Here is an 11,795-nt window from a genome sequence, read left to right on the forward strand (position 1 = left end):
CGGGTGCGCTCCTTCTGAGCGACCGAGCTGATCAGGCGGTGAGCTCTGCGCCTTGCCGAAGTCTCCATCCGTGCACTCAGCCTCGATCTTTCGTGATCAAGGATTGGTCGGCTGAGCGGGTCGGCTGAGGGTTGATTACGGGTGGTGGTCAGCGCGCCGGCCCGGCTGTCGCGTCGGGTGGGCGGGTTCCACGGGCCCGTGGGTGTCCTTTCCTGGTCGTAGGGTCGGTTGATTGCTGGTCAGGGTGGGGCGGGCAGGGCTTGCAGGCGGGTCAGGGCGGTGAGGGTGTCGCGGGCCCAGGGCCATCGGGCGGCCAAGCGCAGGCGCACGCGTCGGCCACCGCGGACCAGTCGTCCGGCCACGGCGAACAGCCGCAGGCGCAGGCATTTGGGCTCGTAGCTGCGGGCGGCAGTACCGGGCAGGGCGGGCATCTGCATCCAGGTGAGCGGTTCGCAGGCCAGGGCGACGAGCTCGCACCAGATCTGGTTGCGGGCGAAGTGGTGCAGGGGCAGGTTGGCCAGGACGGGGTCGGCTCGCATTCGCTCGAGCCGGGATTTGATCCCCCACAATGTCGAGTTTCGGAAGGTCTTACATGCGTGGGCGCAGGTAGCCGCCTCTGCGGTAAACCCGGCCATGGTGTCGAGTTCGCCGCGAAAGAAGCATTTGACCTGCGAAGACGTGATGAACCCGGCATCATCGAGGAGCTCGTTCCAGGTGTCTAACCTCTCGATGATGCCGAGTTTGCCCTGAGGGCGTGACCTGACCTACTGAAACGTGATGAATTCCGCCGTGGGGCGGATTTTCGCATCCGGTTTCCGCGAAGAACGGGTCATACAGGCGAGCCAGCTAGTGCGACGTTCCTCACCGGAAGTACAGATCCACCCCGGTCCTGGCATCAGGGGCAGGGCCGACGATCCCGGCTTCCCCACAGGGCGTTCGCTACCTCCAATGAGGAACGGAGCACTAGTTCGGTACGTCCCGAGCACCGGCGCCCACGGCGAGGTCGGCACCTCCTCGCAGTTCGCGACGGAGCACGAGGGCGTGGTGCAGGTAGTTACGCGCCAGGCGGGTGCGGCCCGCCGAGCGGTGCAGCTCGCCGAGTGTCTGGACCGTGGCGGCCTCCCCGCTCCGGTCTCCGAGCCGCTGGAAGATCAGCAAAGAGCGCTCCAGCTGGTCGGAGGCGTGCGACCGGTCACCGCGGACCACCTGCAGGCCGCCCAGCCCCTGCATGGCGTAGGCCCCGCAGTGCAGGTCGCCCAGGCCTTCGAAGATGTCCAGCGCGCGCCCCTGGAAGCGCATCGCCTGGCCGGGGTCCGCCCCCAGATCGTGCAGCCGCCCGAACTGCATGGACACGCAGCCCTCGCGATGGGAGTCGCCGATCTCCCTGGCCAGCCGCAGCGCCGCGTCCAGCCAGTTCGAGGCCTGCCGCAGGTCGCCCAAGGCCAGGCAGGCCCGTCCGATGGCCTGCCGCGCGTAGGCCTCGCCGCTCTGGTCTCCCATGGCGAGGAACAGGGCCAGAGCCTGCCGGAAGTATCCGAACGCCCGGAGATTCTCGCCGCAGAACTGGTTGACCGCCCCCAGCCCGCAGATCGAGGTCGCCTCCCCCCGTCTGTCCCCCAGCTCGTGGAAGATCCTGAGGGATCGCCGGAACATCTCCGTCGCCTCGGCGTAGCGGTCCTGGTAGAGACTCACCTGGGCCAGGCCCCGGAGCATGGCCGCCTCGCCGAGGCGGTCCTTGGCCAGACGCGCGGCCTCCAGGGCGATCCGGTGGGTGGAGCGCCACTCGTCGAAGTGGCAGCGCAGGTCGAAGTAGGGCACGAGTGCCGCGGCGAGTCCCCACGCCGATCCGGCCGGCCCGGCGTCGGCGGCGAGGCGTACCGCTCCCACCAGTGCGTCGTGCTCGGCGTCGAACCAGGACAGCGGGTCGGCGGTCAGGCGGCCGAGGGTGTCCTCGGCCAGCTGCCAGCGGGGGGCCGAGGCCGAGGTCAGGCTGAACAGCGTGGTCGGCAGCCGGGCGGTCGCGCTCTCGGTGGTGGCCGTCCACCCGCCGAGCACCCTGATGAGCGCGTGCCGGTCCGAGGCGCCACCGGCCTTCTCCTTCGCGTTGCAGCGGACCAGGTCGTGCAGCCGGTAGCGCGGCTGGCCGATCGGGTCGGTCCCGACCAGCTGGAGCAGGTTGGCGTCGACCAGGACGTCCGTCACCTCGTCGGCCCGGTGCCGGCCCAGTGCGGCGTCGACCACCCAGCCGGGCACGGACTGCGGGCCCAGGAGGCCGAGCACCCGGAAGGCACGTGCCGCGTCCTCGGGCAGCAGCCGGTAGCTACGGTCCAGGCTGACCCGCACCCCCAGATCCCCGGCGCGCAGCTCGCTGAGCCGGTTCGACTCGACCTCCAGCCGCTGCCGCAGCACGCCGAGCGACCAGCCGAGCCGGCCCGCCAGCCGTGCCCCGGCGATCCTGACGGCCAGCGGCAGGTGGCAGCAGGCCGCCAGGATCGCCGAGGCGGCCTCCCTCTCCTGTTCCAGCCGCTCGGGACCGACGATCGCGGCCAGCAGGTCCTCTGCCTCCCGCGGCGACAGCACGTCCAGTTCAAGCCGGAGCGCCCCGGGCAGTTCGGTGATCCGCCGCCGGCTTGTCACCAGCACCGCGCAGCCGCTGCCCGGCAGCAGCGGCCGTACCTGGGCGGCGTCCGCGGCGTCGTCGAGGAGGACGAGCATCGGACGTTCGGCCAGCAGGGACCGGTAGAGCGCGGCACGTTCGCGTTCGGTGTCCGGCAGGTCCGCCGTGTCGGCCCCCAGCGCCCGCAGCGCCTCGGCCAGCAGCTCACCGGGGTCCGCGGGCACCGGGGCGGTCCCACGGAGATCGAGGTAGAGCTGCCCTGCCGGATATCCGGCCCGTACGGCATGCGCACAGTGCACGGCCAGCGCCGACTTGCCCACGCCCGGCGCCCCCGTGACCACGACGATCGAGGGCGGTCCGGCCGGCGGGCGCTCGGTGAAGGTCAGCGCCCGCGTGAGGACGGCGGCGCTCTCGGCCCTGCCGGTGAAGTCCGGCACGTCAGGGGGGAGCTGCCGGGGAGCGGTGCGAGCCGCGGGATGGTCCGGCACGGCCACGGCGGGCAGGGACTCCCCCGCCAGGATGGCCGAGTGCGCCCGGCGCAGATCCGCGCCGGGTTCGACGCCGAGCTCGGTGACCAGTTGCCGCCTGACCATGGTGTAGGTGTGCAGGGCCTCGGCCTGCCTGCCGCTCCGCTGCAGGGCGATCATCAGCTGCCGCCAGAGATCCTCGCGGAAGGGGTGCTCCTTCAGCAGCCCGCGCAGCTCGCCGATCGCGCCCGCGTGGTCGCCTCGCTCCAGTTTCAGAGCGACCAGTTCCTCGGCGGCTCCGAGCCGTGCCTCCGCCAGTGACTGCAGGCGCCCGTCCCAGAGCGGGCTGCCCGGCAGGTCGGCGAGCGGTGTCCCGCGCCACAGCGCGAGCGCCCGGCGGAGCCGGTCGAAGGCCTCGTCGGTACGGCCCGCCGCGCGCGCCTTGGCGAGCAGGTCATCAAAAAGCAGCATGTCGAGCTGCTCGGGTGCCAGCTCGATCACGTATCCGGACGGGCGGGCCTGGATCCGCGCGCCCGCCGCCGCCAGTACGCCCCGGAGCGAGCTCACGTAGGTGCGGAGGTTCGCCTGGGCGGACCGTGGCCGCTGCCGGGGCCACAACACCTCGACGAGGAGGTCCGCACCGACCACGCGGTCCGCGTTGAGCAGCAGCGACGCCAGCAGGACTCTGGGTTTCGTACCGGCGATGCGCAGAGACCGTCCCGAACTCCGGACGTCGAGGTTACCGAGCACGTTGAACGTGGGTTTATCGACCACCATGACCGCATTTACTCCTCTTGTGGAGGCGCTGCAACCATTCATCGGACTGTGTCGTACGAGTCGGATAGGTCTTTATATCGATTTTGGATGATTTTTGTATCACCAATCCGGACTCTGGACCCCGGCAAGAGCCTTTCGGAGAGAACTAACAGACAGTGCACGGCATCGGTCAGGGCGCTGCCCGCCGGGCCTGCGGGAAAGGATCCGCATGAGACTCAACGGGGTACTCACGGTGGGGTTCGCCCTGCTACTCGGTCTCGCCGGCGGCGTCACGACACCGGCCGCCGGTGCGACGGCACCGGGGGACCCGGGCCCGGCCGACAGCGCGGCGGACCCCGCGCCGAGCGACGAGATGAGCATCCTGGCGACCAACTTCCAGCTGCCCTTCCCCTGCGGACAGGCCTGGACGGGCAACTCCAGCGCCAGCAGCGCGCACCAGTCCTGGGAGATCGACTTCAACCGGGGCAGCTCCGCCGACGCCGACCTGGGCGACACCGTGGTCGCCGCGGCGGCGGGCACGGTCTCCATCTCCGCCCACCAGGGATCGACCAACGGCTTCGGGAACCTGGTCAAGATCGACCACGGCGGCGGCTGGTCCACCTACTACGCGCACCTGAACTCGCGCTCGGTGAGCGCGGGCGCCTCGGTCTCCCAGGGCCAGAAGATCGGCACGGTCGGCAAGACCAGCAAGCCCGGCAACAACATCTCCGCCCACCTGCACTACGAGGTCCGCCTGGGCACCGGCTACCCGTCCAACATCCAGAAGGCCGTCTTCAACGGGTCCACATTCGGCTACCCCGCCCAGACCGTGACCTCCAGGAACTGCGGCGGCTCCACCAACCCGTACACCCCGCAGGAGGTGTGCGGTTCCGGCTACGACGTGATCGACTCCGCGGCGCTGGGTTCGGCGGGCACCGTCTACCTGCTCTACAACAACTCCACCGGCTACAACTGCGTGACCACGCTCAAGAGCACTTCCATCGGCACCGCGAGCGCCACCAGCGCCTACCTGGAGGTGCAGGGCGCCACCCGCGTCACCGACTCGGGCGACTTCGCCTACTACGCCGGCCCGATACGCGCCTCCGGGGCCGGAAAGTGCGTCAAGTGGGGCGGCAAGGCCGGCTCCACCGGCTACGACAGCCCCTTCGAACACTGCGGTAGCTGATCCACCGAAGGGGCCGTCTCCGTCCCCACCGGGCGGAGACGGCCCCTTCGACGTCCCCCACCTGCTTGAGGAGAATCCGTGAAGGCCCGACTCCGCCGTTCGGCCGCGCTGCTGGCCGGCTCGCTCGTCCCCCTGGTGCTCCTGGCCGGCCCGCCCGCGAGCGCGGCTCCCCCCGACCCCCTGGCCGACGCCTTCACCCGCGCGGCCGCGACCTACGAGGTGCCCCGCGACCTGCTGGTCACGCTCGGCTACGCCGAGACCCGTCTCGACGGGCACGGAGGTGAGCCGAGCGCCAGTGGCGGCTACGGGATGATGCACCTCGTCAGCAACCCGACGGTCCACTCCCTGGAGCAGGCCGCCAAGCTGACCGGACAGCCGGTCTCGGCACTGAAGAGCGACGACGCGGCCAACATCGCGGGCGGCGCCGCGGTGCTGCGCGCCTACGCCAACGAGCTCGGACTGGACGCCGCCGCCCGCAAGGACGCCGGGAAGTGGTACCCGGCGGTGGCCAGGTACGGCAACGCCTCCTCCTCCGAGGTGGCCCGGCTGTACGCCGACACCGTCTACGAGTTGCTCGCCTCGGGTGTCAGGGCCGCCACGCCGAACGGTACCGTGACCGTCCGGCCGCAGGTGGTGCGACCCGAGCGGGGCGCGTACGCCAAGGCACCGGACCTGGACAGGACCTTCGCCGCCGCGGCCGTGGACTATCCGGGTGCCCACTGGGCGGCCGCCAGCTCGTCCAACTACGCCGTCTCCAACCGGCCCGCCAGCAACGCGATCGACCGCATCGTCGTCCACGTGACCCAGGGCTCCTACGCCGGCACCATCTCCTGGTTCCAGAACCCCGCCGCCCAGGTCTCCGCGCACTATGTCGTGCGTTCCTCCGACGGCGACATCACCCAGATGGTCCGCGAGAAGGACAGGGCCTGGCACGCCGGAAACCACAACAGCCGCTCCGTGGGCATCGAGCACGAGGGTTACGTCGACAACGCCTCCTGGTTCACCGACGCGATGTACCGTGCCTCGGCCGCGCTGACCCGCTCCATCGCCGACCGGTACGGCATCCCCAAGGACCGCACCCACATCGTCGGGCACGTCGAGGTGCCGGGAGCCGACCACACCGACCCGGGACCCAACTGGAACTGGACCAGGTACATGCAGTTCGTCACCGGCGACACCGGCGGCGGCAACCCGCACACCCCGCAGTCGGTATGCGGTTCCGGCTACAACGTGATCGACTCCGCGGCGCTGGGTTCGGCGGGCACCGTCTACCTGCTCTACAACAACTCCACCGGCTACAACTGCGTGACCACGATCAAGAGCACTTCCATCGGCACCGCGAGCGCCACCAGCGCCTACCTGGAGGTGCAGGGCGCCACCCGCGTCACCGACTCGAGCGACTTCGCCTACTACGCCGGCCCGATACGCGCCTCCGGGGCCGGAAAGTGCGTCAAGTGGGGCGGCAAGGCCGGCTCCACCGGCTACGACAGCCCCTTCGAACACTGCGGCTAGCGGACGTGACGGGAGAAGCGGGACCGTGCCGGCCTGAGCCGGTTCCGCTTCCGGTCCCGGTTTCGCGGCTCGCGATCGCCAGGTCAGATCCTGGCGTTCCGACGCAGGATGTCGATGGCACGGACCGTGATGTGGCCTCGCCAGTCGAGGGAACCCGCGGGCGAGATCCTGGCGTAGTCGACGGCCCAGCCGCCGTCGTCCTGTTGCAGACCGGCCAGGCGGTCGAGGTCGGCGGAGATCACCTCGGGGGCGAACAACTCCCGCGCCGGCCCCCCGGGGTAGGGGGCGAAGTCGAGCGGATACAGCGTCTCCTCCTCGGTACCGCCCTCGACGTGCAGCCGGCCGTCGGCGGGAAGGTGCTCGCCGAGGCGACGCAGGAGATCGGCCGCCTCGGGCAGGCGGCCGTGCACGACGTCCAGGAACCGCACCGCGAAGGCCAGCACGTACGCGGAGGGCGCCGTCTCGATCGTCTCGATCTCGGTCAGGCAGTATCTGGTGGCCCGTGCCAGCCAGGAATGGGCGGCCACGGCGGGATCATGGACGGCGACGCGATGCGCGACGGCGGCGGACACCGCGGTGATCTGCAACGACGACACCGAGGGGTCGGCGTCCCGCCACCAGGGGGCGCAACCGGCGGTGCCGGTCAGCGGCAACACGAACGGCAGGCCTCCGTCGGGCAGGGACACCGACTCCAGCCAGTCGCACAGCGCCACGGCCCGCGGCGTGGTGGCGGGGGCGATGTCCTCGAACACCTCGAAGGCGTGCGCCGCGGCCCCGGGCTGGCTCTCGCCGGAGCGCAGGTCAGGCTCCAGACCCCAGCCGTAGCCGCCGTCGGGGTTGCGATAGCCGTCCAGGGCGGCCAGCACGGCGGCGGGGCCCTGCCGGTCCCTCAGCACCTCGAAACGGCGGCGGTCCAGGACACGCGCGTGCGTGGCCATGAAGGCGTCCGCCGCGGCAAGATCGACGTTCATCCAGTTTCTCCCGGTATGTGAATGGCGGTGAAGCGGGAGACCGGGCCTGTGCGGGCCCGCCCCCGGTTCCAGCCATGGGCGGCCGATCAGGCGTTCATCCTGCTCCGGCCGCCGGGCCGGCGTCTTGCAGGAATCGGTCATCGGGGCGACACGCGGGCGGCGGGATCCGCTCACCCGCTGTTCCGGCTCAACATAATGTGTTTGCGCCGCTCTCCGGCTCGGATAATGTTGCCGTCTCCAGCAATGGACCCATCGAGGAGGTGAGACCCATTACCGCTGTGTCAGGTCGGGTGCTCTCATCTCACGACCGTGCGGTTCACCGGGCATAGGTGACCGGGAGAGCACCCTTCGGCATCCCGAAAGGCTCTCGTGTCCTCTCCGCTGTCCCCCTACCCCCAGTCCGTCATCGTCACCAGGCTCCGGGCCGCCGGCTGCGTGTTCGCCGAGGACGAGGCGCACCTGCTCGTCTCCACGGCACGGACCCCGTCCGACCTCACCGCCATGGTGGACCGCCGGGTCGCCGGTCTGCCTCTCGAACACGTTCTCGGCTGGGCGGAGTTCTGTGGCCTGCGGATAGCCGTGGACCCCGGAGTCTTCGTACCCCGGCGGCGCACCGAGTTCCTCATCCACCAGGCCGTCGCCGTCCAAGACCGGCAGGCCCCCGCCCGGACGCAGGTCGTCGTCGACCTGTGCTGCGGCTCGGGCGCGGTGGGCGCCGCGCTGACCGCCGCGCTGGAGCGGGTCGAGTTGCACGCCGTCGACATCGACCCCGCCGCGGTGCGGTGCGCCCGCCGCAACGTCGCCGCCACCGGCGGTCAGGTGTACGGAGGCGACCTCTACGCGCCGCTGCCCGGCACACTGCGGGGGCGCGTCGACCTCCTGGTCGCCAGCGCGCCCTACGTACCCACCGAGGCGATCGGGCTGCTGCCCCCGGAGGCCCGTATCCACGAGCCCCGGGTGGCACTCGACGGCGGCGAGGACGGCCTGGACGTCGTACGGCGCCTGGCCGCCGCGGCGCCGCTGTGGCTGGCGCCGGACGGCCACCTGCTGGTCGAGACGAGCGAGCGCCAGGCGCCGCGAACCGCCGAGGCCTTCGCCCGCAACGGGCTGATCCCGAGGATCGCCGGTTCCGCGGAGCTGGACGCCACAGTCGTCATCGGAACCAGGCCCACCTGCCGGTCCCCGCGCCGCTGAGCCGGACGGGGCCGGTACCCGTGCCGTTCGGGTACCGGCCCCCCTCACCCGGGGGCCCGGACGGCCCTGACCCGCGCTCTGCCTGAGCGTGGGCCCGCCGGACCTCCACGGCCCGGCCAGACCCGGCCAGACCTGGCCAGAAGGGTCAGCCGAGGACGCGTAGCCGAAGGCTCGTCGCTCCGGACACCTGGGTCAGGCCGAGGCGCTCCAGCAACTCATCGGTGCGCCGTGGGCGAGCGGACCTTCCCCGGCTGCGGTCGGCCGGGCTTTTCCCGGGTGCCGGGCCCGCGGGGTCGCAGCAGTACCTCGGCGAGGAGTTCGGCGAGGTGGACCGGCTGTGCGCGGGTGCCGGACTCGATCTGGGTGCGGCAGGAGAAGCCGTCGGCGAGGATCCTGGTGTCCCGGCCGGCGTCGCGTACGGCGGGCCACAGGCCCAGTTCGGCTATCCGGGTCGATATCTCGTGGTGCCCGCGTTCGAAGCCGAAGTTGCCGGCGAGGCCGCAACAGCCGACATCCAGTACCTCGACCTCGACCCCGACGCGTTCCAGCAGCCTGGTGTCGGCGTCGAAGCCCCAGATGGCATGTTGGTGACAGTGCGGCTGGGCGATCGCGTGGATCCCCGTGCCCGGTGGCGGAGCGGTCGGCACCCGGTCCACCAGCATCTCCGCCAGCGACCTGGTCTGTTCGCCCAGCAGTTTCACGTCGGGGTCGCCGGAGAGCAGTTCGGGCGCGTCGGAGCGCAGGACGGCGGCGCAGCTGGGCTCCAGCGTGACGACCGGCACCCCCCGCCGCAGCCGGGGGGCCAGCGCCGCCACCGTCCGGCGCAGGACGCGCTCGGCCATGGCGAGCTGGCCGGTGGAGATCCAGGTGAGCCCGCAGCACAACGGCACCGGCGGCACCTCGACCCGGTATCCGTACGCCTCCAGCAGGTGCACCGCCGCCTTGGCCGCGCCGGGGTTGAAGTTGTCGGTGAAGGTGTCCGGCCACAGCACGACCTGGTCCCCCTCGGCCATGGGCCGGTCCCTGAACCAGTCGGTGAAGCGCTGGGCGGCGAACCTCGGCAGCTCGCGGCGCCGATCCACGCCACCGGCCAGCTTGACGATCCGGCCCAGGCCGGGCGCGTGGGTGAGCGCGTTGACCGCCCCGGGCGCCACCGAGGCGAGCCTCGCCCACAGCGGCAGCCAGCCCATCGAGTAGTGCGCGGCCGGCCGCGGCCGCCGACGGTAGTGATGGGAGAGGAACTCGGCCTTGTAGGTGGCCATGTCCACGTGGACCGGGCATTCCCCCCGGCATCCCTTGCAGGCCAGGCACAGGTCGAGCGCCTCGTGCACCTCCTCGGAACGCCAGCCGCCGGTGATGGTCTCGCCGCGCATCATCTCCATCAGGATGCGGGCCCGGCCGCGGGTGCTGTGCTTCTCCTCCCGGGTGACCCGGTAGCTGGGGCACATCACCCCGCCGGAGCTGGAACGGCATTTGCCGATGCCGACGCAGCGGGCGGCGGCGTGGGTGAACCGGTGGTGATCCGCCGGGTAGTCGAAGTGCGTCCTCGGCTCCTTCGGGTGATAGTCGAGGTGGTCGAGGTTCTCGTCCAGCCGGTACGGTTTGACGATCTTGCCGGGGTTCATTCGCCAGGTGGGATCCCAGATCCGCTTGAAGTCGGCGAACAGCTGGACGATCTCGTGGCCGAACATGATCGGCAGCAGCTCTCCGCGGGACTGCCCGTCGCCGTGTTCGCCGGACAGCGACCCCCCGTAGGAGGCGACGAGGTGCGCGGCCTCCTCCACGAACCGGCGGTACTTCGCCACCCCCTCGGGATCGTCCAGATCGAACGGCGTGCGGGTGTGCACACATCCCTGCCCGAAATGCCCGTAAAGAGAACAGTTGTGGTAGTCGAACCTGCGCAGAAGTTCCTGGAAGTCGCGCAGGTAGTCGCCGAGCCGGTCCGGCGGGACCGCCGCGTCCTCCCACCCTTCGTGGGTGTCCGGGTTGTCCGGCGGGTAGGCGGTCACCCCCAGCCCCGCCTCACGGATCCGCCACATCCGCTCCTCGTCGGCCGGATCGTCGAAGTAGGCGGTGTGCGCGCGCCCGGCGCTCTCGGCCAGTCTCCGGGCCCGGTCGTCGGCCTCCTGCCGGGTGGCACCGCCGAACCGCACCATCAGCCAGCCCGACCCCTCGGGGAGCCTGTTCAGCACGTTCTCGCCGGCGACCCGCTCCACCCTGGCCAGGTCCATCAACTCGTGGTCGAGCCCCTCCAGGGCCAGTGGCCGGTGCGTCACGATCTCCGGCACCATGTCGCCGGCCGTGGCGAGGTCCGGGTAGCCCAGCACCACCAGCGACTGGAACGGCGGCACCTCGAACAGCCTGATCTCCGCCCGCAGCACCGTGACCAGCGTCGACTCGCTGCCCACCAGCGCCTGGGCCACGTTGAAACCCTTCTCGGGCAGCAGCGAGTCCAGGTTGTAGCCCGAGACGCGACGCGGGATGTCCGGGTAACGGGTGCGGATCAGCGCGAGGTGCTCATCGCGCAGTTCCCGCATCGCGCGGTAGATCTCCGCCCTCCGGCCGCCCTGCCCGAGGATCCGCGCGTACTCCTCGTCGGAGGTCTCACCGACCCACATGCGCAGGCCGTCGTAGGTGAGCACCTCCAGGCGGATCACCGAGTCGACCATCTTCCCGTACGCCTGCGCCGAGGCCCCGCACGAGTTGTTGCCGATCATCCCGCCGATCGTGCAGGTGTCGTGCGTGGCAGGCTTCGGGCCGACCATCAGCCGACGGTCCGCGAGCCGGGCGTTGAGGTCGTCCAGGCAGGCGCCCGGTTCGACCAGCGCTCGCTCGCCGTCCACCGACAGCAACCGCGTGCAGTACTTCGACCAGTCGATCACCACACCCTCGTTGCAGCACTGCCCGGCCAGGCTGGTACCGCCGCCGCGGGAGTGCACCGGCACCCCGTACTCGTGGCAGACGCGTACCGCCCAGACCGCGGCGTCGACGGTGCGGGGCAGCACGACCACGGACGGCGTCTGCCGGTAGTTCGAGGAGTCGTGGGCGTAGGCGGCCAACGTCCCCTCGTCGCACCGCACCTCTCCGTCCAC

7 protein-coding genes are annotated in these 11,795 nt (G+C 71.0%); 3 read left to right on the forward strand and 4 right to left on the reverse strand.

All coding sequences use genetic code 11. The annotated features are described in order from the left end of the window. Nucleotides 1-239 precede the first annotated feature (239 nt). Nucleotides 240-539, reverse strand: a complete 300-nt coding sequence (locus tag ACFQVD_RS10620; protein WP_343966146.1) for a transposase — start codon at nucleotides 537-539, stop codon at nucleotides 240-242. A gap of 424 nt (nucleotides 540-963) precedes the next feature. After that, nucleotides 964-3,861, reverse strand: a complete 2,898-nt coding sequence (locus ACFQVD_RS10625) for an AfsR/SARP family transcriptional regulator (protein ID WP_386270960.1) — start codon at nucleotides 3,859-3,861, stop codon at nucleotides 964-966. Nucleotides 3,862-4,069: 208 nt separating this feature from the next. Here ACFQVD_RS10625 and ACFQVD_RS10630 point away from each other — a divergent pair, with 208 nt between their 5' ends. Both ACFQVD_RS10630 and ACFQVD_RS10635 read left to right on the forward strand, forming a co-directional pair. Then, complete coding sequence (locus ACFQVD_RS10630; protein WP_343966140.1) at nucleotides 4,070-5,026, forward strand: M23 family metallopeptidase; 957 nt, start codon at nucleotides 4,070-4,072, stop codon at nucleotides 5,024-5,026. Nucleotides 5,027-5,104: 78 nt separating this feature from the next. Beyond that, nucleotides 5,105-6,538 (forward strand): N-acetylmuramoyl-L-alanine amidase, encoded by a 1,434-nt coding sequence (locus ACFQVD_RS10635; RefSeq protein ID WP_343966137.1) that lies wholly within the window; start codon nucleotides 5,105-5,107, stop codon nucleotides 6,536-6,538. A gap of 83 nt (nucleotides 6,539-6,621) precedes the next feature. Here ACFQVD_RS10635 and ACFQVD_RS10640 read toward each other — a convergent pair whose 3' ends face one another. Then, nucleotides 6,622-7,509, reverse strand: a complete 888-nt coding sequence (locus ACFQVD_RS10640) for a hypothetical protein (protein WP_343966135.1) — start codon at nucleotides 7,507-7,509, stop codon at nucleotides 6,622-6,624. 369 nt (nucleotides 7,510-7,878) lie between these two features. On the opposite strand from ACFQVD_RS10640, the gene ACFQVD_RS10645 reads away from it, so the two are divergent. Beyond that, on the forward strand, nucleotides 7,879-8,703 hold the full coding sequence (locus ACFQVD_RS10645; RefSeq protein ID WP_364155859.1) for a putative protein N(5)-glutamine methyltransferase: 825 nt from the start codon (nucleotides 7,879-7,881) through the stop codon (nucleotides 8,701-8,703). A 215-nt stretch (nucleotides 8,704-8,918) separates the two neighbouring features. Here ACFQVD_RS10645 and ACFQVD_RS10650 read toward each other — a convergent pair whose 3' ends face one another. Then, on the reverse strand, nucleotides 8,919-11,795 hold the full coding sequence (locus tag ACFQVD_RS10650) for an FAD-binding and (Fe-S)-binding domain-containing protein (protein WP_343966131.1): 2,877 nt from the start codon (nucleotides 11,793-11,795) through the stop codon (nucleotides 8,919-8,921).

The sequence above is a fragment of the Streptosporangium amethystogenes subsp. fukuiense genome (genome assembly GCF_042665875.1).
In the GTDB taxonomy this organism is placed as follows: domain Bacteria; phylum Actinomycetota; class Actinomycetes; order Streptosporangiales; family Streptosporangiaceae; genus Streptosporangium; species Streptosporangium fukuiense.

Bases quoted from the DNA above. Each gene is read 5' to 3' on its own strand.
- ACFQVD_RS10620 (WP_343966146.1), bottom strand. From the start codon at position 539: ATGCGAGCCGACCCCGTCCTGGCCAACCTGCCCCTGCACCACTTCGCC.
- ACFQVD_RS10625 (WP_386270960.1), bottom strand. From the start codon at position 3,861: ATGGTGGTCGATAAACCCACGTTCAACGTGCTCGGTAACCTCGACGTC.
- ACFQVD_RS10630 (WP_343966140.1), top strand. From the start codon at position 4,070: ATGAGACTCAACGGGGTACTCACGGTGGGGTTCGCCCTGCTACTCGGT.
- ACFQVD_RS10640 (WP_343966135.1), bottom strand. From the start codon at position 7,509: ATGAACGTCGATCTTGCCGCGGCGGACGCCTTCATGGCCACGCACGCG.